22 protein-coding genes and 1 pseudogene are annotated in these 25,241 nt (G+C 30.8%); 9 read left to right on the plus strand and 14 right to left on the minus strand.

Annotation, left to right across the window (positions count from 1 at the left end):
- The first annotated feature begins 138 nt into the window (after nt 1–138).
- Entirely contained in the window at nt 139–687 is a 549-nt protein-coding gene (locus FNW52_RS10185) for an acyl-CoA thioesterase (RefSeq protein WP_143377360.1), read from the plus strand.
- A 149-nt stretch (nt 688–836) separates the two neighbouring features.
- On the opposite strand, the gene FNW52_RS10190 is transcribed toward FNW52_RS10185, so the two are convergent.
- The 6 genes and pseudogenes from FNW52_RS10190 to cobA form a co-directional block, all read right to left on the minus strand.
- On the minus strand, nt 837–1,148 hold the full coding sequence (locus FNW52_RS10190; RefSeq protein WP_143377361.1) for a helix-turn-helix domain-containing protein: 312 nt from the start codon (nt 1,146–1,148) through the stop codon (nt 837–839).
- A gap of 4 nt (nt 1,149–1,152) precedes the next feature.
- Nucleotides 1,153–1,443, minus strand: coding sequence for a type II toxin-antitoxin system RelE/ParE family toxin (locus tag FNW52_RS10195; RefSeq protein WP_255515557.1), 291 nt, complete (start codon nt 1,441–1,443; stop codon nt 1,153–1,155).
- 399 nt (nt 1,444–1,842) lie between these two features.
- On the minus strand, nt 1,843–2,490 hold the full coding sequence (locus FNW52_RS10200; protein WP_143377363.1) for a hypothetical protein: 648 nt from the start codon (nt 2,488–2,490) through the stop codon (nt 1,843–1,845).
- Between the two features lie 5 nt (nt 2,491–2,495).
- Nucleotides 2,496–5,990: an SMEK domain-containing protein gene (locus tag FNW52_RS10205; protein ID WP_143377364.1), complete on the minus strand. Its 3,495-nt coding sequence runs from the start codon at nt 5,988–5,990 to the stop codon at nt 2,496–2,498.
- A gap of 185 nt (nt 5,991–6,175) precedes the next feature.
- A pseudogene (locus FNW52_RS10210) lies at nt 6,176–6,405 on the minus strand (cyclic pyranopterin phosphate synthase MoaA); the annotation flags it as partial.
- A complete protein-coding gene (cobA, locus tag FNW52_RS10215) occupies nt 6,404–7,201 on the minus strand; it encodes a uroporphyrinogen-III C-methyltransferase (RefSeq protein WP_143377365.1) in 798 nt (265 codons plus the stop codon). The gene cobA and the pseudogene FNW52_RS10210, both read right to left, overlap by 2 nt.
- A 587-nt stretch (nt 7,202–7,788) precedes the next feature.
- Between cobA and FNW52_RS10220 the strand changes: the two genes are divergently transcribed.
- The 8 genes from FNW52_RS10220 to FNW52_RS10255 all read left to right on the plus strand — a co-directional run bounded on the left by FNW52_RS10220 (nt 7,789) and on the right by FNW52_RS10255 (nt 17,736).
- Entirely contained in the window at nt 7,789–9,246 is a 1,458-nt protein-coding gene (locus FNW52_RS10220) for an NAD(P)/FAD-dependent oxidoreductase (protein WP_143377366.1), read from the plus strand.
- Between the two features lie 674 nt (nt 9,247–9,920).
- On the plus strand, nt 9,921–10,610 hold the full coding sequence (locus FNW52_RS10225) for a class I SAM-dependent methyltransferase (protein WP_185965951.1): 690 nt from the start codon (nt 9,921–9,923) through the stop codon (nt 10,608–10,610).
- Between the two features lie 162 nt (nt 10,611–10,772).
- Nucleotides 10,773–11,765: an aminoacyltransferase gene (locus FNW52_RS10230; protein ID WP_143377368.1), complete on the plus strand. Its 993-nt coding sequence runs from the start codon at nt 10,773–10,775 to the stop codon at nt 11,763–11,765.
- A 586-nt stretch (nt 11,766–12,351) separates the two neighbouring features.
- Nucleotides 12,352–13,563, plus strand: coding sequence for an ABC-three component system protein (locus FNW52_RS10235; RefSeq protein ID WP_143377369.1), 1,212 nt, complete (start codon nt 12,352–12,354; stop codon nt 13,561–13,563).
- On the plus strand, nt 13,541–14,026 hold the full coding sequence (locus tag FNW52_RS10240; protein WP_143377370.1) for a three component ABC system middle component: 486 nt from the start codon (nt 13,541–13,543) through the stop codon (nt 14,024–14,026). Before FNW52_RS10235 ends, FNW52_RS10240 begins: the two co-directional genes overlap by 23 nt.
- Nucleotides 14,023–15,897, plus strand: a complete 1,875-nt coding sequence (locus FNW52_RS10245) for a DUF3732 domain-containing protein (protein WP_143377371.1) — start codon at nt 14,023–14,025, stop codon at nt 15,895–15,897. The genes FNW52_RS10240 and FNW52_RS10245 overlap by 4 nt, the downstream gene beginning before the upstream one ends.
- A 43-nt stretch (nt 15,898–15,940) precedes the next feature.
- Nucleotides 15,941–16,849 carry a hypothetical protein gene (locus FNW52_RS10250; protein ID WP_255515558.1) on the plus strand — a complete coding sequence of 303 codons (909 nt, stop codon included), beginning with the start codon at nt 15,941–15,943 and terminating at the stop codon, nt 16,847–16,849.
- A 113-nt stretch (nt 16,850–16,962) separates the two neighbouring features.
- Nucleotides 16,963–17,736 carry a hypothetical protein gene (locus tag FNW52_RS10255; RefSeq protein WP_143377372.1) on the plus strand — a complete coding sequence of 258 codons (774 nt, stop codon included), beginning with the start codon at nt 16,963–16,965 and terminating at the stop codon, nt 17,734–17,736.
- Between the two features lie 88 nt (nt 17,737–17,824).
- Here the strand turns inward: FNW52_RS10255 and FNW52_RS10260 are convergent, their stop codons facing one another.
- The 8 genes from FNW52_RS10260 to FNW52_RS10295 form a co-directional block, all read right to left on the minus strand.
- Complete coding sequence (locus FNW52_RS10260; protein ID WP_143377373.1) at nt 17,825–19,159, minus strand: relaxase/mobilization nuclease domain-containing protein; 1,335 nt, start codon at nt 19,157–19,159, stop codon at nt 17,825–17,827.
- On the minus strand, nt 19,144–19,539 hold the full coding sequence (locus tag FNW52_RS10265) for a plasmid mobilization relaxosome protein MobC (RefSeq protein ID WP_143377374.1): 396 nt from the start codon (nt 19,537–19,539) through the stop codon (nt 19,144–19,146). The genes FNW52_RS10260 and FNW52_RS10265 overlap by 16 nt, the downstream gene beginning before the upstream one ends.
- Nucleotides 19,540–19,765: 226 nt before the next feature.
- Nucleotides 19,766–20,665: a toprim domain-containing protein gene (locus FNW52_RS10270; RefSeq protein ID WP_143377375.1), complete on the minus strand. Its 900-nt coding sequence runs from the start codon at nt 20,663–20,665 to the stop codon at nt 19,766–19,768.
- 712 nt (nt 20,666–21,377) lie between these two features.
- Nucleotides 21,378–21,938, minus strand: a complete 561-nt coding sequence (locus FNW52_RS10275; RefSeq protein ID WP_143377376.1) for an AhpC/TSA family protein — start codon at nt 21,936–21,938, stop codon at nt 21,378–21,380.
- A 171-nt stretch (nt 21,939–22,109) separates the two neighbouring features.
- On the minus strand, nt 22,110–22,889 hold the full coding sequence (locus FNW52_RS10280) for a hypothetical protein (protein ID WP_143377377.1): 780 nt from the start codon (nt 22,887–22,889) through the stop codon (nt 22,110–22,112).
- A 41-nt stretch (nt 22,890–22,930) separates the two neighbouring features.
- On the minus strand, nt 22,931–23,827 hold the full coding sequence (locus tag FNW52_RS10285) for a hypothetical protein (RefSeq protein WP_143377378.1): 897 nt from the start codon (nt 23,825–23,827) through the stop codon (nt 22,931–22,933).
- A 31-nt stretch (nt 23,828–23,858) separates the two neighbouring features.
- On the minus strand, nt 23,859–24,533 hold the full coding sequence (locus tag FNW52_RS10290) for a hypothetical protein (RefSeq protein WP_143377379.1): 675 nt from the start codon (nt 24,531–24,533) through the stop codon (nt 23,859–23,861).
- A 7-nt stretch (nt 24,534–24,540) separates the two neighbouring features.
- Nucleotides 24,541–25,230 (minus strand): hypothetical protein, encoded by a 690-nt coding sequence (locus tag FNW52_RS10295; protein WP_143377380.1) that lies wholly within the window; start codon nt 25,228–25,230, stop codon nt 24,541–24,543.
- Nucleotides 25,231–25,241 lie beyond the last annotated feature (11 nt).

Here is a 25,241-nt window from a genome sequence, read left to right on the forward strand (position 1 = left end):
AATTTCACAATGCAATTTGTGCAAATTTGTGTAATTCGTGTCTGTTTTTTTTTTAATCCTACGTTAATTTGGTGTAGGCTGAATAGTAACAAAATAACTTTCCCCAATACCCTTCTGAAACTTAACAATCATATAGACATGGAAAATAATTTCAAAACAGTAAGTTCCTCTCATATCTCTATTTCCGAATTAATGTTGCCATCACACACCAATTTTAGTGGCAAAATACATGGAGGTTACATTTTATCATTACTCGACCAAATTGCTTTTGCCTGTGCTTCAAAATTTTGCGGGAATTATTGCGTAACGGCTTCTGTAGATACCGTTAACTTTTTAAAAGCCATTGAAGTGGGAGAACTCGTAACCATGAAAGCCAGCGTAAATTACGTAGGAACCAGCTCTATGATTGTTGGTATTCGTGTAGAATCTGAAAATATTCAAACTGGAACCGTTAATCATTGCAATTCATCCTATTTCACAATGGTTTCGAAAGATAAAGAAGGAAAAAATGCAGCCGTTCCCAGATTAATACTTAATACTCTAAAAGAAGTGAGTCGGTTTCAAAACTGTTTGAAACAAATCGCTTTGAAAAAAGAAAGAGAGTATCAAAGAAGTGTTGCTACTTTTGGATCTGTAGAAAGTATTTTGAGTTTAAATCAGTTTAATGTTAAAGTGGAGTTGCAGTGATAATTGATTTTACTCAAAATAAAACTGTCCTGGGATTTGAAGTGGTTTGAAGTTAGTGGTCAGCTTATTTTCAGTTAAACGGAATTATCTTTAAAACGCTAACTCCACTAAAGCCCAAATCTTGCAAAAAGCCTTGTGAAATGGGTAAATTAATGAATAGCAACTTTTTGATTTAATAACACAACATTAAAATTTATTTTGGCATTTAGTGCTTTAAAAACTTTTATGATTGTATCAAATCTTGCATCAGTTAAGCTATTCTCAATCTTTGATATTTGTGCTTTTTTTACACCAACTAATTTCCCTAATTGTTCTTGTGTCAAATTTCTTTCTTTACGAATTTGCTTGATTGTTTGCCCAATCAAATCCATTTTTAATTCGTTCTCAAAAGTATCTCTGTTTTCTGTGCCTTTTTCTCCAACGAATTTATCAGTCACTTCGTCTAAACTATATGTCTTCATAATCTTATTTTTTTTCGTTAAAATATTTCACTCGTAATGATTCTGCGCGTTCAATTTCTACTTTTGGAGTTTTATCTGTTTTCTTTATAATTCCATGTGTTGAAATTACAACTGTATCTTGCTTGCCTGATTTGTCCCAAAACGCAAACAATCTTATACATTGTTTGTTATATAAAGTTCTTAATTCCCAAATTTCGCCGTCTAGCTTTTTAAAAAGTTCATTGTCATTTACGCTTCCGGATTTCCAAATATTATAAAGTACTTTTTCTTTCGATTTCTGACCTAAACTTTCCAAGAACTCAAAAGCAGGCTCAAGAAACTCTACTGTAAATTTATAATCTATTCTTTAATTGGTTATTTAGCAAAAATATAAGTTTCCTAATAAAGAAACAAGTGTTGCTTGAAGTTTTTAAGTTATCGTTGATTCCACACTAAATACAAACAGTTTTAGATGGTGTGTATTTAGAAAAAAGTAATTTATGTTTAACGAAAATGTGATGTGAAACGTTGATTTACAGTGATAATTGATTTCATCTAAAATTTAAAATAGCAACGTTCCTACGCTTTGAGATGGTGTGTGGTTCGTAACCTTTCAATTTTCGGCTTTGCAGAAAATATGATGCGAAGCACAAAGCTTCATTTAACCACTGAACCCGCTTTTTTGCCAAACGCCTGTTATGGGCTGCCTTTCTTGTCATTCTCCTTTTATTTGATTTTTAAAAGTTGTTCCTAAGGCGGTTACCATCAAAGCAAATTGTTGTTTTGTCGCTCTATTTTGGTTAATTACCCTATCTATTTCATTATTACTCACACCATATTGAGCAAGTTCGTGAGCTTGTCTATTCCTAAGTTGAATAAGTGTCAATTTCCCAAATTCAAATTTCCCAAAGTTTTCTAAGATTTGAATCAAGTCTTTATAGTGTTGGTCTTCTATTAACAATGCACTTTTCTCAACTGTCAGTTTTGTAAGTTTAAGTTGTTTAGAAAAGTCTTTAAGTTCTTTTAATTCTGCCTTTTCCCATAGCTCTTCACCAATGTTTCTAAGGTCACATAGGCTTTTCCAAAGTTCGTTGTATAATGTAAATTGATGTTCTGAATATCTTAGAAAAAGAGTTTTTGATTTTTCAAGGTCAGTTTTTTTTATTTCTAATTCTGTCTGATATTTTGATTTCAAACCTTCTAAAGTTTCTTGATATTTTGCCTTATCCTTTTCTAAGAGTTTGTTTGCGAACCTTTCTCCAAACCATTTAGCAAGAGCGATTAAAATAGCACTTGCACCACCAATTGAAACTATTATTGCACCTAACCATTCTAGTACCGTTTTAAAATCTATACTTTCCATATTCGCTACTTTCTAAGTTCCTTTAATACCACTTTTCCCTTGTCCTTCGCTATTTTTTCAATGTCGGGCAATATTTTTACTCTGTAGATTTCTTGTCTATTTCTTTGTTCAGCTTTCTTAATAATCCATTTTCTACTTTTAAATAATAGTTCGTCTGCATAGTCGTCAAAATTTGTAAGTGCTAATTCACAAAGTCCCGATAATGTTTTTGTGATTTCTTCATTCTTTATTACTTCAATGAAGTTGTCTGTATTTGATTTTAAAAACTCCGCAAGTTCTTTGTCGTGTTGATTATTTGTTATCTCAGACAAACGTCTTACAAACTGAAATAAAGATGCAATTTCAAAGTTCTTATGTTCATTAGATTTTAATTTATTTTCAAAATCGCTTTTACAGTTTTTTTCTATAGTCAATTGGTCAATACACAAACCAAAATAGTAGCCTTTAAAATAATCGCTTACGCTTATTCGGCTATATCGTCTGTTGTCATTTGTGTATTTGAGCAAATAGTCATTTAAAATTTCTGCAATTTTCTTATTTGAATTTAACTTTTCGTCTTTGTAAACTTTGTTTTTTAGTTTATTTATGTTCTCAATAGCTTGACTAAAATTAAGTTCAGGATTTAAAAGTGCTCGAACTAAAACAGCATTGTTAAGTTTCTTGAACTTTTCAATAGTCTTTTCTTTGTCAATGGTTGATAATACTCGAAACAAATCTTCTGCGTAAGTTATCTTGTTAGATTCAAAGTAGTTTTCAATTTCACGAGTGCTTAATGAATCAATAAAATCTGAATCTAAATTCTCAACATTTAAGAACTTAGGATTACTTAAAGCTTCTAATTTATTGGGTAGTTTTGCGATTACATTGGTAATTGCGATTGAAGTTTCTTGCTTCAAAATTGATTTTTCAAAGTTTAGATACTTTTCAGCAAACTCGGTAAATATTAAAAGATAATTCAGATTTGTTTCCGTTTGAATTCGCCTTATGAAGGATTCGGACAAAACAATTTTGTTGAGAACTGAAAAATATGCTTTTGAATCTTCAAAAAGTTTTCTTAGCTCTAATGCTCTTGCGGTAAAATTGGAAATGCTGGGTTCATCTGAAAATTTCTTGAATACAATATTTGATTTTAAATCATCAGCAAGTTTGTGCTTTGCATAATCCGAATTGATTTTAGACAAGTCAGATAGGGCTTTTGAATATTCCGAAAGATTTGCTGATTCAAGTTTAATCGTGAAAAGCGAATCATTTAAAGCACTTTTAAAAAACAATCGTGAAATATTAGTTCCAATTGAATTGTCAATTCTATTGATTTCTCTGAGTGATTTTACAAATTGGTCAATTTTTAAAACTTTTGCATTTTCGTATTCTTTTTTCCAATCAATGTTTCTGAAAAGACCTGTTAGCAGTTTCTTAGCTTCTGATGAAGTATTTAATTCAGAAAGAGAATTTGTGATATTTGGTAATCTTGGTAAATCAACAATCATTTGTAACCATTTGGGAAATGTAAATGAGTTGAGTATGCGGAGTATTGTTTGAGATTCTCTGTTTTTTCTGCTAACACGAAGTGTTAGCTCCACAATTGAGTTGGTATTAGCTTTTTCATTCTCTTTAAGAACAACTGTAACAAACTCGTCCTTTAGTTCTTTGTTTAACTGATTGCAAATTTGAAGCAATCTGGTATATGCCAAATAATGATCTTCAAGAAATAAACTTAGTTTGTTCTTATTGAAAAAGGTTAAAAACGTTTTGTAAAATTCTTCAAGTCGCTCTTTTGCTATTTTTTCTGAATGGATAAAAATAATATTCAATGAAGCTATTACTTGGGAAATTGTAGTGTCAGAGTCTCCAATTTCCTTTTTTAGTATAGATGATGTTATTTCATCATTCAAAAGTTCCCCTAGTATTTCTTTGTCTTCTGAGTAATGGAGTTTTGAAAGAATAAACCTAAATCCAATTTTGTTTTCTGTGGTGTCAAAATTGTGAATGTAATTTTGAATTAATGAAATTTTCTTAGCTGAACTAATCCCATTTTCAATGTAGTTAAAAGCATCGAATATTAGTTGAGCATATTCCTTGTGTGGAAAAAAGCAGAAGTCACTTTGAAAATATTGAAGAATAATACCCTTTTCCCGAAGTAATGAATTTTCCTTATATGCTCCTTTTGATGGAATAAAAGGGATGTCATTTTTAAAGAGTAAACAGTAGGTGTATAGTGCATCACTTTTAATTTCGCTCAAATTATGTTCTGCAAAAAACTGCTCTAATATTTTATTAGAATCAATTTCATCAAATGTAATAGAATTTGCTTGTGAGTTTTTTAATTCCCACATTCTTAATGCAATATTTAGCTTTAAAAGATTTCTGTTAGTGTTTTTGAGTATTTTCTCAAAGTCCCCTTTAAGCCATTCTAATTGACTTCCTTTATCTTTTAAGAACTTTGTTTTCTTCCAAATAATGCCTGAAACCTTTTCTTCAAAATTTTCATTTGTATCTATCCGAAAATAATTCATCTCTTCGATTAGTCGATAAATATTCTCAATGTTAAATTCATCAAATGTCTTGTAATATCTAGTTAGGTAAAGAGAATTTATCCATTTAGATTTTAAAATTCGTTCTCGTATGATTAGATACAATTTAATATTGTCGTGAATGTTGTCAATTACAACAAATGAATAATTATGAGAAATTTGAATTAGCTCTTCAATTACCTGGCTTGCTATAATTGAAGGATTTGAAAGGTTGAGATAGAAAATCTTTCTCTTATGTATTTTTTGAATGATTGAATATGCAAAGGTTGTTTTTCCACTACACGGATTGCCAAGAATACAGTATTCCTTTAATTTGCCATTGCTAAAACTATCAGCAAGAAAATTTATTGTAGCTAACTCTTTTTTGCTATAATAAATAGTTTCTTCTAAATTGAAAAAAAGGTCATTTACTATTTTTTCACCTTTATTGAGAATCTTGAAATTCGTTAACCTTGAAAGTCCACCATATTCTGTAGATGTTTCTTGTTTTAAGAGTTCATCAATTTTAATTCTTTCTTCAATCGGTCGTTTGTTTATATCTCCAATAAGCCTTCTTACAGTTTTAATATAAACTTTTAGACCATCTTTTTCAAGGTATAATTGTGTTGTGTCAATGTTCTTTTTGATGTATGCCGTTTCTGATATGAATAAAATCCAAAGAGTGTTAATGCCTTTGTCTTTCCATACTGAAATTGTGTCGGTTATTGTATCATCAATTTTGGTCTTTTCATTTGATTTTTGAGCTGTAACTTGAATTCCAAGATTTCTTTCTCTGTCAATTAAGTCAATGGCAATAGTATTAATCTTGTCGTAAGCTAAGTTTTCAAGGTTTGTTAAATTGTAAGTAGCACTTAATACTCGAAGAAAAAAGTCTTCTGTCTTGGTCGTTCTGAAATTACCAAGTTCAATTTCCTTTTCAATTCGGTCAACATAAGAAGAAAGGTTATGTTCAATTTGTGATTCTGTCATTCTGTTGTCTTATACTGTCGGTTTTTAAGGTTGCCCATAACTTGCATATATGCGATATAAAACAGTTTTTTGGCTTGGCTAATTTATGATATTATTTCATACAATAATCCAAATACCTTATTCTTTCAATAAAAATGATAGGCGTACAAATACGGAGTAGTCAAGGGAATTGAATATCTAAAAAATCATCCCCCAATCGCAATCATGCTGCGATTGTCTTGATGCAAAACGGGATTATTTACAGCGTCGAAGGTATTCATTCCTGCTCTTAACTTTTTTTGTTTTTAATGGTAAAAGCAATCAGATGTTCTATTGCTTGCCCATTTCTAAAAGGGGTCAGTAAATCTGTTTCGGAGTTGGAGAACAGACAATTTTTTATTTTTCCATTGGCGGTAAGCCTAATTCTATTGCAATTATACCACGAAATTTAAGTTTTGAAAAATAAACTCCTCTTCTGAAAATTCCTCTTGAAAATAAGTCGTTAATTTTGAAGCGTTTCTCACTACTTCGCCAATAACTATAATTGCTGGAGACGAAAGTTGTTGCTCTTGCGCTAACTGGGTTATAGAACTGATGGTTCCAACCACTTTTTTCTGCGTGTCTTTAGTTCCGTTTTGAATGATGGCAACGGGTAAATCATCAGTTCTGTTGTTTTGATAAATCGAAATAATTTCGTCCAATTTATTCATTCCCATCAAAATAACCACCGTTGCAGATGATTGGGAGGCCAAAGCCACATCGTTAGATAATTTATGTTCCGAAGTAGTTCCTGTAATTACCCAGAAACTTTCGGCAACTCCTCTTTGTGTCAAACTGATTCCACTAGACGCCGGCACTCCCAAAGCAGATGAGATACCAGGAACAATAGCGGTTTCTAAATCAAACTTTTGAGCATATTCTATCTCTTCGCTTCCTCTTCCAAAAACAAATGGATCACCACCTTTTAACCGAACGACATGTCCAAAACGCTTTGCCATTGACACAATCAATTCGTTGATTTGATCTTGGCTGTAGGCATGGCAACCAAAACGTTTTCCAACAAAAATAATTTCTGCATGCGTCGCATGCTGCAACAACTCCTCATTTACAAGCGCATCATACAAAACAACATCTGCACTTTTTAGTGCTTTGATTGCTTTTAAAGTGATCAATTCTACATCTCCGGGACCTGCCCCAACGATTGTTAATTTTGGCGTGTTTGAATTTTTCATTTTAACTAGGATAAGTAGGTGTTCAATTCGTTCAACTCGGCAACAGAATTTATATTTTTAAACAGCAGTTTTCTGTCTGGTAAACCAGCAGCTGTTTCAAAATAAAAACTAAGTACAAATACTTATTACAAATATAAGTAATATATCAAATTGAACCAAAAAAATAACTATAATTAGATGTGAAATGAATTTAGAAAGATTTAAGCCTTTTTATTTGTCAAAAAGCAAATAAAGCAATGTCAAATATGTAAAATCCGTAAAATAGAGATGGATTAATTCGAAAATTTGTGGGGAAAATATTAGGTAAAAAAACTTCTCAATTTCTTGAGAAGTTTTGTGGTTCATACAGTACCGTTTACGAGCAATTTCTTTCAGAATTTAAGTTTGTTTTATGGTAATCTTTTGTTTTAAATTTGCGCAACTTCCACAAGCGGCAAAACGCTGAAAAATATAAATTTCTAACATTAAATTATATAGAAGTAATGAATGTCATAATCACTACTTTACTATTAAGCTCAGCATCAATTGTATCGGCTAAGTTTTTTCTTATAGAGGGTAGTCAAGATCAAGTAAAATAAATCAAGGAAGTGAAAAAAGTGGAAAATGAAGATGCAAGCTGGACCGTTTGTTCTGAATGTCAGGGACGAGGCAAAAAAAGTCGAGGGCTCAGCAATAAAGCGAGACGCCAATACAAGATGGCATTCGATCAATTTGAAAAAACGAAAAGCGAAGGGACGTCTCCAGTTCGTCCTAAGGGCCACTTATACACATGCTTGAACTGTTGCGGATCCGGATTGCTTCATTCTGCTAGTCCTCCTATGGCCGATAAAGAAAACTACCCACATGTTGCTATTATTGGTGGCGGTATAGGAGGCGTAGCTCTGGCTGTGGCTTGTTTGCACCGCGGGATACCTTTTACACTTTATGAACGCGACAACAACTTCGACGCTCGATCTCAGGGCTACGGACTCACTTTGCAACAAGCGAGTAAAGCGATCGAGGGATTGGGTGTTTTCTCGTTAGAAGAAGGGGTGATTTCAACAAGACATGTGGTTCATACTACAGAAGGAAAAGTGATCGGTGAATGGGGGATCAGAAAGTGGATGCAGTCAGATGAGAAAATATCTCCGAAACGTACAAATGTGCATATCGCACGGCAATCTTTGCGCTTAGCTCTACTTGAGCAACTCGGGGGACATGATGTGATACAGTGGGGACACCAGTTAGTAGATTTTGCGGCATGTGAGGGTGAGGGTGTTGATCTGAGCTTTCAAGTGAACGGGGAGATAAAGAGCACCAAGGCGGATCTTGTGGTTGGAGCCGATGGTATTCGTAGTTCGGTGCGGAGGTTGCTGATTGGTGAGGATGTTACCCCTTTACGTTACCTAGGTTGTATTGTGATATTGGGTATTTGTCCTTTGAGGGCTCTCGAAGGTCTTAATAGTTCTTTGCTGGACTCGGAAACTGTATTTCAAACCGCCAATGGCAATGAGCGAATCTACATGATGCCTTATGCGTCAGACTCGGTGATGTGGCAACTTAGCTTCCCAATGCCGGAAAAAGAGGCTAAGGCGTTAAGTGCTCAAGGACCTCACGCACTCAAGGAAGAAGCGTGTCGTAGAACTCAGTGGCACGATCCCATTCCTCAGATTTTAGCGGCGACCCTGGAATCTCAGATTTCTGGCTATCCCGTGTATGACCGAGAATTACTCGAGTCAGAATTGTTGGAGAAAGGGGGGCAAGTGACTCTGATCGGAGATGCGGCTCACCCCATGAGTCCATTCAAAGGACAGGGGGCGAATCAAGCGCTGCTGGATGCGCTCACGCTGGCTCGGGGGATCTCAAGAGGATGTAGAGCTGCATCTCAATGGAGAAAAGCTGGAGTGAGGGAAAGTGTATTAACTGAGTTTGAATCAGAAATGTTAGAACGCAGTGCTTCCAAAGTGAAAGATTCTGCCGCCGCCGCAGAGTTCCTACATTCCGAAATTGTGCTTCATGAGGGTGATGAGCCGAGAGGACGGTGCCTAAAGAAAAAAGACGCATAACAAGGCGCTTAAACATAACTCAAAAGAGTTGGTTATGTTTAAGCGCCTCAACAATTTTAATCCACTATATTTACTTCCAGATTAACAAAGATTAGTTCCACTAGAGGTTTTTAGTCGAACTAACGGTGGGTATGATACTCAAACTCGGAGCGTGAAATAATATCCCATTATAGAAATTACCTTAAGTTGTTAGAACCAATAATTATTAGAATATTTATCAAATAAGTTTTCGAACCATAAAAAAAACCTCCAAAATCAAATGACTTTGGAGGTTTGTAAATTATGGTGGTCCATACGGAACTGTTTACGAACCATTTCTTACAGGATTTAAGGAAACTAGCTTTATAAAGTTATTATCAAAAAGTATGGGCATACTCATAAAGATTAATCGAAATTTTTGAAAAACACCGTAAATATTGGCTTTGTATTTTAAGGTTTTAAGAGTTCCCTTTTAGAAGCAAGACAACCTAGATTTATACTCATGTAAGAACTAAAAGTTTACAACAAATAAAAAAGTCCTTTTGAGGGTTTACAAATATAAACTATATTAGTAGAAAAATAAGATAATAATCATACAAAGCCAACCCTTAATGGCTGGATATGTATGACAAAGTCACACATATATACAAGTTACCAGTAACGCCATGACGAAACAGATGAAACTGTATTGGAAATTGTACTTAGAATGGTTTCCAAACGAAAAAATATTAGATGAATTTTATAACCCTATAAAATCATATTCTCGTGAGCGATCCAAGAAGGTAATTGATATTGGCTGTGGCCAGAGCCAATATTTAATCGATTTGCTTGAATCAGATTTTGAATTGTTTGCGGTTGACACAGAAAAATCCCAATTAAATTTTCTTGAGGAAAGAGTGAAACAATTTGGCTATCAAAAAGATAGAATTACATATTCTTCAAAAGAATTCCCATCAGAAGATTTCGAAGGTTTATTTTTTTCTGCAATTATTGTATCTAATTTGCTACACTTTTTCACTAAGCCTGAAGCGTATATATTTGTAGAAGGCTTATCAAAATATTGCGATTCTGATAGTTTAATATTAATTACTGTTCATTCTTCAGATCATTTGTCAAATAAAGAAAAAATTACTTCTTCGAGTTACTTTAAATCTTTTTATTCAAAGAAAGATTTATATGAAATGTTTCCCAATACAGAATACGAATATGTTAGTTACGTAGAAAAAGAGAAAGAACCCAGTAATTATAAAAAACAGTTTTTAATGCATTGGATAAATGAATATTATAAGGAAAAATATTTACCGTTTCAAATTCAAAAAATTCAGGAAGATTATTTAAAAACATGTCGAATTAATAGTATTGATTTTGTAGTTCGAAAAAGATAGTCACTACTGGTAACAGCGGTTTTTTGCAATTGCAATTCTTATGGTTTCCAATACATTTTCTTCCATAAAATATTTATCTTCGCCGAAAGAACTCAGCTGAAATTTCCGCAACTGACAAAAACCTGCGCAATGTTATGTGCCATATTACAAGAAAACGCCCCAATGATAGAAACTGAAATAACGATATTGATAAATCGAAAATCTGACGCAGACCTAATTAAACAAAAAATTATTGATAGCAAGATTCAGTTTCCAATTTATATCCTTGAATATGAAAATCACTACCGACTAAACTTTATAAGTGATTACGAAGAATGGGAATTAGATTCAAAAATACTTGATTGTTTTTCTGAATACGAATTCACCTCAGAACTTGAAAGAGGCAAAAAAGAAATAAGACTACAATTATCGAGGTATCAATCTGAATTTTCTACAGATGGTTGGGGAAGGCCAATCGAAAATCCTTTAAATGAAACAAAATATCTCATAAAAAAGTCTAATAACAAACCTGAAAAATTTAATCCTCAAATAAAGGTTTTGTTTGAAGGCAATGAACAGCATTATTTTGTTAATATAGTTGATGGAATAAACAAAACATCTGAAGAAAAAGGATTCTTACTTCTAAATGAGTTTAAAAATGAGAATTATGAAGCAGATATTTTAAATGACAAACTTTATAAAACTCCTTTTGAAGCATTTCAATTAGGATGTTACAAAATGCAAGATGTTGTAAATCAGGATTTTAAAGATTATATTGAATGCAAAAAGAAAGAATTGAGAGAACTCCAAAAAATTCCTCGAAAAATTGTCAGAGACTTTATTAACTCGTGCAATAAATCTGAAAATGAGGGAATTTTTAAAAATATTGACAAAGATATAATTTTTGAAAGGAGAATTAATTGGCAAACAAAATTAAGAATTGAAGGAATTCAAGAATTCAAAGAATATATTAAATCCCCAAATCAAGAACTATGTGCTAGAAATCTTAAAATTAGATCCTCTTGGAATATTAATTTACCAAATATTACCATTGGAGTAAAATTTTCTCCAAATACAACTAATAATGAAAAGGAAATTGGAAATATACAGGAATATAGACAAATTAACTTTTTACTTAAGGACAATAAAATTAATAGGATAACAAAAGAAAACTAAATGCGGTACATAACAGCTAAGGTTTGGCGAGATTGGGATTTTAATGGAATTACGTAATCAAGAACCTTTCCGTTTGGTAGAAAACACTCTGCTCCTATTTCCTCAACCTCGTCAAGTGTCAGGACATTAACTATCTAAAAACCTATATCAAGAATTTTAATCTAGAGTTAATTCCCTGAAAAGACCTTAAGTAATTCGAACCTCTTACTGTCAGTAAATACAAGCGTTTTAATTTTTTATGTAAAAAAGACCATATTTTTCGAACCAAAAAACCTCCAAAATCAAATGACTTTGGAGGTTTTTAATTTTTGGTGGTCCATACGGAACTGTTTACGAACCATTTTATGCAGGATTTGAAGAAGTTGGCATTGAAAATGTAGTTTGCAATCATGTGTATAAAGGAGGCATTCTGATTTGATATCCCAAATTTGTTGAGAGTATAGTCAAATCATGGAGATTTATTAAAACATTGAGGAAAACCGTAAATATGATTTTAAATTATTTATTAGTATTGCTTTTTTTATCATTATTAATAAATTGTAAATCACAGTATTTAATGGTAAGTTTGAATTAATAAAAAATCCATATGGACAATTCAAGATTTAAAATTACATCAGCTTCAGATACGTCGATTGGTTTTGATTATCAATTTTATTTTTACTTTTATTTATTATTAGATTTAAGACATTCCGAAAAAATAGGAATTGAAATAAAAGACGATATACATATTGATTTAGCGAATGGAAAACTAATATTAATTCAGACTAAACACACAATTCAAAAGAGTTCCAGTAGTAATCAAATTAATTTAACTGAAAGAGATAATGATCTTTGGAAAACTATAGGAAACTGGATTAAGGTCATAAAGGAAGAAGCCGATCAAGAGAAATTTATTGAGAACACTACTTTTCAATTAATTAGTAATAAATCGATATTCAAAAATCACTTTATAGTACAAGTAATTAAATTAAATAATAATGAAATATCTGTAAGCGATTTTAAAACTTATTTAGATAATTTACACTCTACAACTATTGATGAAACTATCAAAGGTTATATTTTAAGTTTAAAAAAGATAAAAAATGCCATTCTAAAAAGCTTTATATCCAACTTAAAATTTGATTTGAATGAAGATGATTTAATCATAAGGATAAAACAAAGATTATTAGAAAAAATTCATATTGCGGAAAAAGTTGATGATGTTTATAATAACTTATTTTCAGAATTAAAATCCAAAGAGTATTTGGATATAAAAGCTGGCAAAAAAACTTCAATTAGTTTTGAAGAATTTAATAAATCTTTTAAAAGTTGTTTTAAAGTTGGGTTGAGTACAAATTTGCCTATTAGAAATTTAAAATTTATTATGCCGACCAAATATGAAAATCAACTGTTTATACTTCAATTATTAGACATTGGGGATATTAATGTCAGTGACAAAGATGAAATGATAGAGTACACCACTCAGATGTTACAATTGCATAATAATCTAAAAAAATGGGAAGAGGATGGGGATTTAATGTCTTATGAACTAGATAAGTTTAACAGTGAAACCCTGGCAATCTGGAAAAATTCCTTTCGAAGTAAATTCAGAGTAATTAAAGATCAAATTGAAAAAGGCTCAGATGCAGATGATACTGAAATTAAGTACAAAGCATTGGAATGCTTAGACGAAATGAGAAAAGCAATTCTTAAAATTGATGAAACTTATTTGACAACTGAATTGAGTAATGGTCATTTTTATCTTTTAACTGAACAAAATAATATAGGATGGCATTATGAGTGGAAAAGTAGGTACTAGAAAAATGAATGAATCGAATTTTATTTTCAATAACGAAGCAATTTCAACTGTTTGTATTGGCTATTTTTTAAGTAATTTAAAAGTAGTCTCTATTCCAAAAATTTTATTGGTTTTGCCTTTTATTTTACATGAACAGACAGTTAAAAAGTTGAGAAATAACTCATTAAAACGAAGCTTGGAGGAATTTATTTTAAAAAATCCAGAAGTCGTTTCAAATTTTAATGCAAGATTTGTTGACTTCTTACCTTTGTCTGTCAATTCGTTAACAATATTAAAGGAGTTAAATATTATTAGATTAGATAGAAATTTTGCTTATTTGAATGGAAGTAATTTTCATCCAGATTACGATAGAAACATTGGAGATCGGATGAAAAACATTTTCAAAGCGATAGATGTATTAAGTGAATTAATGATAGAATCTGATGTGAACTCATTTTATTTAAATTTAAAAATTGAATTATGAAATTTAGAATAAATCAAATAAAATTATGGTTCAAAAATAATTCTGAATCCCGGGTCTTAAATTTTGAAAATAATAAAGTAAATGTAATTACTGGTGGCAGTGGAACAGGTAAATCAAGTATATTATCAATTATAGATTATTGTTTATTATCTACCAATGCTCGTATTCCTGAAACAGCCATCAACGAGAATATCTTATGGTATGGAATAAATTTCAATATTAATGATAAAAATTTCTCGATAATTCGAAAGCAGCCAAAAAACAATATTGGCTCAAAAGAAATATATTTTTCAGGAACGGGTAATATGCCAGATTTTCCAATTCAAAACAATGACATAACTCAAGTGAAAACAGTTATTGAAAAAGAATTTGGTATTGATGAAAAATTTAGAATGCCATATGGGGGGAAACATATTGCAGCTGGAAGTAAAATCTCTTATAGATATTTTTTACTTTTTAATACTCTATCTGAGGATACAATATCTCATACCAATACATTTTTCGATTATGATCTATATGATCGTGATAAATATGTTGAAGCACTAGAACGTATATTCTATTTAGCAATTGGAGTTGATGATGTTGGAAACGTATTGGCGAGGGAGAAATTAGAAAACCTAGAAAAAGAATTAATTAGGATTGAAAAACGAAAAAAAGCTGTAGATAAAGAAGAGCTTTTATTTGGAAAAAACATTCAAGATTTAATAATCAAAGCTCAAGAATATGATTTGATTGAAAGAAAACTTTTCACGAGCGATGAAGGCCAGCAGAGACTAAAATCGTTAATAAATAATTTTGAAGCTCCAGTGGTTTATTCAAACAATATTCAACAGGTGGATGAACTTAATAAACAAAAGAGAAGTCTTTGGAGAAAAATCAGAAACCTTGAAAGATTTAATAATGAATATCAGCAATATAAGATAAATCTAAAAAAAGATTATGAAAGTCTAAAGCCAATAAATTACCTGACTGAAAATTTTGGGGATTTAATACCAACGTTAGAATTAAAAACTTTTCTACAATCTCTTACAGATTCATTACAGCAAATAAAAATTGAGATATCTAAAAAAGTCTCTTTAGCTTCAAATGTAAAATCAGAAATAGATGGATTAAAAAAACAAATAGACTTTATAGATCAGGAATTAGGAAGATATCCAACTACGGACAATGATTTTGCTAATGGAATTCAGAAATATATATTTATTGGAGAAATAAAAGCTCAACTAAAGTTTTATGAAGATAAATGGAATACTGATGAGGATATTTACTTTACTTCAGAAATAGAAGAAGATATCTCTCTACTACGAGAAACGATACAAGATAATAATGATAAAAGAAGAATTATGCTTTCCGATTTAGAAGCTGTAATTCAGTCCTATTATAATTCATCTAAATCAATGGGTGTCTATGGAGATTTTAAAGTTTATTTTGACTTAAAAGGAAAAACTTTAAAAGTAAGAAAGCCTAATGAACAAGTAAGTTTTACAATAGGCAGTAAATCTAATTATATGTTTTTACACCTATTTTTATTTTTAGGATTACATGAACACTTTATATCGCAAAAAATAGGATTTGTACCTCAATTTTTATTTTTAGATCAACCAAGTCAACCATATTATGAAGGAAATGCAGATAAAGACAAAAAAGATTTGGAAGATGATGATGATAAAATTAAATTGCAAGATGCATTTAAATTATTAAATGACTTTATAGAAAGAGTAAATAATGAATTAGACCAAGATTTTCAGATTATATTATTAGAGCATGCACCTAAAGATTATTGGGAGGAATTGAATTTACAAAACTTTCATCTAGTAGAAGAATTCAGAGAAGGAAATGCCCTTATTCCCAAAGACGCTATTAACAACTAAAAAATAGCGTGTATTGTCTTAAGTATTCTAAAACCATATCTGTGTGAGTAAAATTATAAAAATACCTGAAAACGTACTAAAATTAATTGAGATTAGTAATCGGCATAAAAATCTAATTCCTGAAAATCTCCAAAAAATGATTGAGGTTCAAAAAAAACTTACAGAATCTCATTTAAACGGAATTAGAATGCAAGACTTATTAATGCCGAAAATTGTATTCCAAAAAATTAATTTTTCAAATACGAATTTGTTTCCCAATTCTGAATTCTTAGAATCGATTCGAAAGATTGGAAATATAGCTCAAAGGATAAACAATAATCCTGAAGTACAGTTTGCTTTTATAACAGACCTGGAAATATTAAACCTTCAATCAACAGAAGAATTAAAAGAATCTTTGACAGTCGATTTAAGGGATATAGATATAAGCGCAAAAGAAACAATATTAAATGAAAACCTAATTCCTTATTTGGAAAGACTAGGTATAGAATCACTTTGGTTGGGTGCAAATTACGTTTTAGACTCAAATTCAAATCCTGATAAATTAAGGCACTGTCTAATTTCTTTGAGAACAATTTTAGAGTATATAATTGACCAAAAATTAGCTCCGCTCACTGAATTGGCAAAGTCTGAAATGTTTGAAAAACGATTTCAAAAATACAATACAGGGAAAGGCAAAATAGAAGATGTGAAAATAAGTCGAACTGCAAAAATAGAATATTTCACTTCGAAAGTCGAGTTAAAAATATTGGAAGACTTTACAAAAAATGAGATTGATTACATCTGTAATTGTTATTCTATTTTATGTAATGTGCATAGTCCAAATATAGGAATTACGGAAAACCAAGTTAGGAGTTTAAAAGTTAAAACTGGTATAACTATATGGCTACTGGCTTATGTAAACGAAATAATTGAAAGAAATAAAACACATAAGCTTGACAAAGGAGAAATTTAAAACGACATGGAGTTTTTTATTCAGGGAAGAAGAGGATTATCATAACATGGAATAGTTTCTAGTACTGTTTAATTAGATTCAATGTCTTTAATTTATAATTAATATTACTCAAGATGGATGATAATACAAGGAGAATTTATGAAAAATACGGTATAAATCCCAAAGAAAGAGAAAAAGAAAACCAAGAGATTTTAAATAAGAGGATGAAGGAGCTTAGTGATTTAAATCGTGATCGTTTAGTTAAAGAGTTTAATGAGGGTCTGGATAAGAATTATGACGATTTAAAAGAATATTTGTTTTTTTATAATGTTACAATATTTAAGGAATTAGAATCAAATATTTTCCAGAATATTCAATGTCTAATTGTTAATGCATATTCTGCAAGTATTACACTAACAAATCTTATACTGGAAAGACTTTTAAAATTAACTTTGATACAAAATGAAATAGGTTTGGATCCCGTCAGAATTGAAGATTGGAATGAGACTTATAAAGAAACTCATCGATATTCTAAAATGATCTTGAATGAAACAATTAAATTATGCCACGAGCGTAATCTAATTAATGATGAGCAAGAAGAATATTTAACAGATATGAGGAACCAGTTCAGAAATGGGTTTTCTCATTACGACCCAACTAAAATTTTAATTGATCATAAAGAAACTGCTGAGGTACATTTTTCTAATGAAAACCCAGAAAAAGCCTATGATATCGAAGTAAATATGAAGCAAATTCCAGTTTTACAATATTATTACGTTAAACAATTTGCTAGAGAAAATGCCCTACAATACTTTGATTATGTATTCCATTTAATTAGAAGTATAGAAAAGAAACTGAAATATAAACATAACTATGAGGGAAGCAAAAAAACTAACGGTAATAATTAGGATTTTCTGCTTTCAATTTCTGGAATATCTTTGAGATAACCACCTTATTTCGGTTGTAAAAGCAATGAATGTTAGCTATTTTTTTTAATCAATTAGATAACCCTTTTCTCTGTTTCTTCTTTCTTTTGTTTTTCAACTGATATGGTAAATAATCAGCTACTTGTTCAGACTGCATTAAATTATCAATAATCTTATCTAACTTTGGTAACATTGCAAAGTAGTGTTTCTCTTCCAACATGAGCACATCCAATACTTTCACCAAATCTGGAATAGTAAGTAAATCTTTTTGCTGTTGAAGGTTTTCAATCAATGATTCTTTAGAAGGAAGATTTTCATAAATCTGACTTCTTTTTTCTTCACCAGCAACCTTTAATCCGCAACGCTCCTGAATAGCTTTTGCACTATATTGTTTCCCCAAGCTACTGCCATTAAAAACGTTTTTTGTCGTACGGTCTATATAGGTTATGCCGTAAAGCAAACCTTCTGCGCTTTTTCTGAAAACGGTATGAATACCTTCTTTTTCCAATTGTCTTACCAGCTCGGTTATTGGCATTGCTTTCTCTCTTAACAGTGCCACATCAATAGCAAGTTTCACTCTTGATTTATCGGACATACTTCTAACTTCATTGCTCTTAAATTTTTCTCCTAAGAATTTCAAAGTCGGTTTAGTATAAAAACTACTCGCTTTAATTGGAACACCTATTGGTTTGCCTTGTTCGTTCAAAATATGATAAACCAATCCCTTTGCTAAAAATATTTTTGAATTCTCACTACCTCGGTCAGCCATGACATTGTATTGATTCAATACTGCATTAAGTTCTGCAAGGCTGTCATACTTGTAATGGTTCAGAACTACATTTAGAACATTGAATATGGCTTTCTTTGATTCAATCCTTCCATACTGAACTCTGCCCATTGAAATAGGCTCTAAACTAAATTGCTCTTTCTTTTTTCGTCCTTCTGCTTTTACTAGTCCAAAGAATTCTTCAATCTCTTTTCTTGCGGGTTCTGATTTTCTTATACCTAAATTGTGTAGCTCAATTCGCTTTCCATCCCTCTCGATATTTATGGAGACCACGTGCAAATGTGGATGTCCTGCATCATGATGTTGATATACTAAATAAGGTTGTTCTCCGAAGCCTATTTTCTCCATATAGGCATCAGCAATAGCTATCAGTTTTTCTTTGGAATGATTTTCAGATGGGTCAAAATTTAAAGAAATATGCAGCGTATTACATTTTACATTTTCGTTCAATTCAAGCCTTTTTAGGAAAAGGTTTAACTTCATCGTGTCACTCATTTTATCGACATCTACAGGATAGTTCCCTGCTGCGATACAGTCTGCTACACCAGCTTTTACTTTGTTCTCATTATAGTGAAAAACACTACGGATTGAATGGCTTGATTTTATGATTGCAACCATTTGTTCGTGATTTTAAAGATATGTTTTTCAATCTCATCTATCTTATTTTTAAAGATTTTTTTCTCCAGTTCGTAGCGTATAATCCAATCCCTGAATTCAGGAATTTGTTGCAGAGTATGTAGTTTTTTAACTGCCTGATTCAGATTGTTTCCTATGGCGTTTAACTCTTTGCGAAGCACTATTGTTTCTTCCATAAAATCGTCCAATGACTGATTTCTGTAAGTCGTAGTAATGGGTTTGTCGAATAGATGCTTGCGAATATAGTCGCTTAGCTTACGGCAAGTGCTGGCTTTACACTTTTTCTCAATTTTTGCATATTCCTCGGGCGTCAGTCGCAGTCCGATTATGCGTGTCTTGTTTGAATTTTCTCTTTTCATCATCTCTCATTTTCATTGTTTTCTAACTCTTTTTATCGTTTCAATGTCACTGCCCACGAGTTCCGAGTGTGGGGCAGCAAGATCTGGTTGTTTAACAACCATACATCTTGCTGAGTGCAGGAACGTTGCATTCTTTTAGCTTTTTTAATATCTTCAAGACTTTCAATCTTTCAGAGACTTCCAAAAAGTTTACAGTCTTTGAAAATCATAAATAAGTTGTGGGTGATTTTTATAATTTGCGCCCTAAATGTTTTTTGGAAGCTTTTGAAGGATTCATAATCCAGTCATTAAAATCTTTGTAGTTTTTGTAAATGGTACTTTCGTCTTTATATTGGGGACTCATTGAAAGTGCACGCTGAGTACAATTTATTCCTGTTGTATCCCTGTCAAGATAAAGCCGAATATGTTTGTGATTTTCCATAAATGGGCGTGCTCTTTCAAAGAATGAAACTGAATTTAAAACAACAAAATCCTGACCGTTTTCGGGAAGGTTTTTGGCTGTAGCTTTAAAGGATAGAAAGTCTATAAAACCTTCAAAAATTAGAGCTTCTTCACAACCATTATCTATGATGGTAATGTCTTTTGGCGAGCTGCTAGTTTTGAAATACGGATTACGAATTTCGTAGCCACCTGAATCATTTTTAAATCCAATCCCAAAATAGGTTTTGTTATTGAGTTCATAACGAACTTCCCTGCAAAATTTTTCGGCAATTTCAATGGGTATTTTTCTTTGTTCGAGGTATCTTAAAAGTGCTGGAGAAGTAAGCGGAAAATCTCCCCGAATTTTGATTTTATTTTCTGTATCGATATTTTTATTTGAATGCAAAAAAGTTGGCTGTTGAAGAGAAAAATTAGTACTGAGCTTTTGTAACAATTCACTAACGGTACAGCCATGATAAAGTATGCCAAAATCAATTATGTTGCCTCCTTTGCCTAAACCGTGGTCAAACCATAAATTAAGCTTTCGGTTGACTTTAAAAGAGGGTTCACGTTCATTCCTCAAAGGTGAACAATACCAATAATCTACATTTATGATTTTAGCAGGATTGTATCCTAATTGAGACAGATAACTGGTCATGTCAATTTTTTTGGCTTCCTCAGTTGAGAGCCTTTCTTTTCTGAAATCCATATCCGCATACTTTTCAAGTTCATTATTCAGTCAACTACGAAGTTAATCAAGAAAAAATTGTTTTGCAATCATGGACATATTATGTCTATGATAGTTTTATGGCCTGGAATCCACATCCACACATTTTCAAGTTCATTGTTCAGTCAGATGCTAAGTTAATCAAGAAAAAAATGTTTTCGCTATGATAGGTAAATTTTACCTATCATAGCATCTGAAATACTAAAAAAAGAAAAACCTAATACTAATCCAGTATTAGGTTTTTCTTTCTTATTCAAAGTACCGTTGCATTTCTCAACTATGTAACCTCGTGTGTTTGTAACATAACTCCTTGTATAGAACACTTTTTTATAAAGAATCGTGTTAGGGATACTGCAAGAATGAACATGAACAAAATATTCATTGGCAAATATTTTTGGCTAAATAAATTGCATCGGTGCAACATTCCACAATACAGGGACATCATCAACTGAAATTATGCCTGAACAATTTATATTTAGATATAATTCATAATACGGTTTTTCTATTTTTAAAAATCTTTATTTTAGATATTCATAAAATGGGGACTCTTTTTGTGGTGCAGGATAAAGGACTCTCTCAAAAAAAGCTTTCTTTGACATAGCTGTACATTCGAGTCTAAGTTCCCCGTCGTTTTCTAAAAAAACACACACACTTGTAGGCAATATAAATCGGGGAGTGATGTTCAAATAAATTTTCACATACGATTCGCTATACTATCTAATTTATAATTTAGTGTTTCTGTTTTTCCTCCGCAGGCACTATAAATTACTTTTCCCTCTGGGCTTATTATTATTTTTGCAGGACTACAAAATATATTATAATCTAATTTTTCATTTTTTTTATAAGATTTTGTATTGTCAATCTGCTTAAAATCTATTTTACTATTTGAAACTAAATCATTTAACTCTTTTTTACTTTCAATAAATCCCTTAATAATTCCTATAAAATGAATTTTATTTTTGAAATCTTTATACGTTGTATTTAGTTCTTCAACCATATCATAACTTTCACTCTTTTTTAAATAGCCTTTGTCATATATAAAAATTACCAAATACTTTCCAGTATGTTCTTTGGAGTTAAAAACACTTCCATCTAATGTTTTTGCAATAATTTTTTTTGGAGTGCTACCCATAAACAAATCTATTTTGTCAATAGCATGATATGGAATATCTTCTTTAGTAGATTTTAAATTTTCTTTGCAAGAAAGAAAGAGTAACAGAGTAACTAAAGTGATACTTTTCTGGTAAATCCTCATAGAGTTATGTTTTAGTTTAAGTAAGTTTTAAAATCAGTCAATTTAAAATCTCATTTTTTACATTTTTGTACTCGGAATCATTTATTTATTTAAAAAAAACTGAAATAACGGCACAAAAAACAATTTAGTTTCACGACAAGTTACTAATTCAAGTTAATACATTATAGATCTTTAAATCACTTCTAATTCTGTTTTTCCTTTAGGCAAGTAAAACATTTGATCCAACATAAGCTCTTCTTGTGTTTCAGCATTATATAAATACAAAGCGGGTTCGCCATTTAATTTTTTGAATGTTGCCAATTTACCATAACCATAAAATTTCATAACAGTATCTTGTGGTAATGGCATAATTTTAAAACCATTTTTTGCATCGTTGATCAAACTATTTATTCTTGCATTAGATTCTGCATTGCTTAAATACATTGATGTAGCCATATTCTTTTCCCTGTTTTTTATTTTTTCTACAAACTCATCATATTTTTCTGTTTTAATAAGTGTAGAAAGATAGTTGTAGGAAGCTATAAGTTTTTCCTTTACGTTCTTTACATCTTCTAAATCTTCCCCATCATTCCACTTAGTTAATGAGTAAGGAATTTCAGCTGAAAATTCTGTAGAATTTGTGATAAATGGCTTTTTTGATTCTTTTTCAACTTTTGGAAGTTCCGTGATAGGAAAGTCTTCTATAAATTTGAATTCATTATTAAATACATCAAATAAACGCACATTATATTTTAATCCTGCCGCGGTATCCAAGTTTATTTCCCCCGCTAGTGGCATAATTCTTGCCGTTATGTTTTGACCTCCATTTTTGTAAATAGCATAATTTATTGGCACATTAGTAGCCACTTGGCCTTTTACTTCCATCGATATAACTGGAATATCATTAATCAAAATTTCAAAATTACAAGCTGATGCACTGAAATCTATTGTGTAATATGGTTCTCTTATCATTTATGTTTTTATTAAAAATTACTGATTTTGGCTTAAATATTTTACTTGTTTGTCAATTCTAATTCATCCAAAGTACCTTTGGAATTTAAAATTTGCTTCAGTTCTTTATTTTGTTCTGCGATCTCAAGGTCAATTTCTTTAGTTGTAATTTTTGGCTTTATAATTTTTTCACCATTTATATATAAATTGGATACATATATTTTCAATTCTAAATTATAATTTGAAAGAATAGGGTTTTTAATTGGATATCTTAAATTATTCCAGATGTCAGGACTTCTCTCTTTAGCTTTCTCTAGATCAATAGTGAGATACAGCGATTCACCATTTTTTAAGACGTACTCCTCATTTTCATAACCTCTTCCTTCTAAAGATATTGCATTTTTAGTTTTCATTTCTATTAGCTCCAGAGATATTTCGAAAGGACTTTTTAAATCAGTTTTTCCAATATATTTATATTCGATTTCTAACTGTGGAGACATTTCTCCAAACCATTCGGTTTCATTAAATTCGAGAGATTCAATTTTAAATAGATTCAGTTTTTTTTCAATATTTAATATTTTGTTTTTTTTGTTCTCTAGAATTTTTATTTCATCTGATATTTTTTCAATTTCTTTCTTATTATCATTTTGCAAAATATTTTCTGCCAGATCATATATTGATGAATAAGATAGACCATCGACAAGTTTTAGCGAAATATCATCGAATGATTGATCTCGGTATTTTTTGGGTTCATCCCACTTTAGCCTCATTGATTCTAAAAGAATCACTCTAAAAGCTTTTTCCAGATTAATTTTTTCTTTTACGTTTAATTCTTTTTCTACATTTTTCCGTGAAAGTTTAAAATCTTTTTCAGATTTACCATTAATTATTTCATGACAGCTTATCATTGATAAAATGAGCAAACTAAGTATAGTAGCTTTTAATATATTATTTTTCATTTTGACTTTTTAAGAGAGTAACTTTTATAAATTATGGTTTGACATAATTGTCTATATAATAATCCGTTCCCTCTTTTTCCATAATTTTAGCATATTGATAGTACGAAATCTGTTTTTCTGTTTTTTTATTTTTCAATAAATATTCTAAATAATCATAATAATACATAAAAGGACCAGAAATTCTATTGTCATATAATTCTTTGTAGTTAATGTCAAAGACTGTTAACCAGGCAGAATTTTGAGTTGTGCCCATTAATAGATAAATTATTTGTTTGTCTTGCCATATGTATGAGTCAGGAAGGTCATCAGTTAAATCTAATTTAGAAACGAATTTAGCCTTTCCAAATTTAGAATTTAACGCATCAATCATTTTTTGTATTGATTTTTTTGTATTTAAGTCCACGATATATTCACATAGAATATGATCTTTTGTAGTAAAAGCAAAACGTACACTATTAGTTCCAAAACCTCCTTCTTCATTTGTATCACTTAAATTGACCTCATCAAAATTGAGAATTTCTTCGGACTCAGATTCATAATAACCTGTATATGTTTTTGCATAAACAGTTAAATTAAATTTATGAGGAATGTCTCCAAAAAAAATATCGTACTTTTCGGTAAAGGTTATTTTAGCTAAGTCTTTTTCTTGCGAGTTACAGCTTTGTATCAAAACGCAGATAATGGCTAGTAAGATAGAATTTTTCATGATTATTTTATGGTTTTATATATTTCTCTAAATATAACTTCCTTCCTTCCTTAGCCATTTCGTCTATAAAATTCTTATAACTATAAGCTTCTTTTTTTAACTTCTTTTGCTCTAATTTTTCTAAATAATTTTCATAATACTGAAATGGTCCTGAAAGCCACTGTTCTCTAATTGTAATGTTTTTTTTATTAAAGACAACAAAATCAGATTGATTTTGAGTAGCCCCAGTCAGTAAATAAAAGCTGGTTTTGTCTGCCCATAATAAAGCATCAGGTTTAGAATTTTCTGGATTAGACAAAAGCGTAGAAATGTAAACGGGCTTACCAATTTTATTATTTATATTCTCTATTAATTTCTTTACTTTTTCTTGAGTATATAATGTCAAATAATAAAAATTTAGTACACTATCGTTTTTAGAAAATTCAAACCGAACATTATTAGTCCCAAAGGATCCCTTTTCATCGCGATATCCACTTAAATCAACACCATTAAAATAAAGTGTTTTTTCAGATTCAGATTTATATGAATTATACAATTGTGCATCAACTATGGAATAGTCTTTATCCAATACATTTGGAATATCTCCAAAAAAAGTATCGTATTTTTCAGTAAAAGTTATTTGTGCTAAATCTTTTTCTTTAGAGTTGCAGCTTTGCATCAAAATACAAACCATTATTAATAATACAGTTTTTTTCATTCAAAAGACTT

This window comes from Flavobacterium sp. ZT3R18 (genome assembly GCF_007097385.1).
Taxonomy (GTDB): Bacteria; Bacteroidota; Bacteroidia; order Flavobacteriales; family Flavobacteriaceae; genus Flavobacterium.

Coding starts and splice junctions, on each gene's coding strand:
- FNW52_RS10185 (WP_143377360.1), top strand. CDS start 139: ATGGAAAATAATTTCAAAACAGTAAGTTCCTCTCATATCTCTATTTCC.
- FNW52_RS10190 (WP_143377361.1), bottom strand. CDS start 1,148: ATGAAGACATATAGTTTAGACGAAGTGACTGATAAATTCGTTGGAGAA.
- FNW52_RS10200 (WP_143377363.1), bottom strand. CDS start 2,490: ATGGAAAGTATAGATTTTAAAACGGTACTAGAATGGTTAGGTGCAATA.
- FNW52_RS10205 (WP_143377364.1), bottom strand. CDS start 5,990: ATGACAGAATCACAAATTGAACATAACCTTTCTTCTTATGTTGACCGA.
- cobA (WP_143377365.1), bottom strand. CDS start 7,201: ATGAAAAATTCAAACACGCCAAAATTAACAATCGTTGGGGCAGGTCCC.
- FNW52_RS10230 (WP_143377368.1), top strand. CDS start 10,773: ATGATAGAAACTGAAATAACGATATTGATAAATCGAAAATCTGACGCA.
- FNW52_RS10235 (WP_143377369.1), top strand. CDS start 12,352: ATGGACAATTCAAGATTTAAAATTACATCAGCTTCAGATACGTCGATT.
- FNW52_RS10240 (WP_143377370.1), top strand. CDS start 13,541: ATGAGTGGAAAAGTAGGTACTAGAAAAATGAATGAATCGAATTTTATT.
- FNW52_RS10245 (WP_143377371.1), top strand. CDS start 14,023: ATGAAATTTAGAATAAATCAAATAAAATTATGGTTCAAAAATAATTCT.
- FNW52_RS10255 (WP_143377372.1), top strand. CDS start 16,963: ATGGATGATAATACAAGGAGAATTTATGAAAAATACGGTATAAATCCC.
- FNW52_RS10260 (WP_143377373.1), bottom strand. CDS start 19,159: ATGGTTGCAATCATAAAATCAAGCCATTCAATCCGTAGTGTTTTTCAC.
- FNW52_RS10265 (WP_143377374.1), bottom strand. CDS start 19,539: ATGATGAAAAGAGAAAATTCAAACAAGACACGCATAATCGGACTGCGA.
- FNW52_RS10270 (WP_143377375.1), bottom strand. CDS start 20,665: ATGGATTTCAGAAAAGAAAGGCTCTCAACTGAGGAAGCCAAAAAAATT.
- FNW52_RS10275 (WP_143377376.1), bottom strand. CDS start 21,938: ATGAGGATTTACCAGAAAAGTATCACTTTAGTTACTCTGTTACTCTTT.
- FNW52_RS10280 (WP_143377377.1), bottom strand. CDS start 22,889: ATGATAAGAGAACCATATTACACAATAGATTTCAGTGCATCAGCTTGT.
- FNW52_RS10285 (WP_143377378.1), bottom strand. CDS start 23,827: ATGAAAAATAATATATTAAAAGCTACTATACTTAGTTTGCTCATTTTA.
- FNW52_RS10290 (WP_143377379.1), bottom strand. CDS start 24,533: ATGAAAAATTCTATCTTACTAGCCATTATCTGCGTTTTGATACAAAGC.
- FNW52_RS10295 (WP_143377380.1), bottom strand. CDS start 25,230: ATGAAAAAAACTGTATTATTAATAATGGTTTGTATTTTGATGCAAAGC.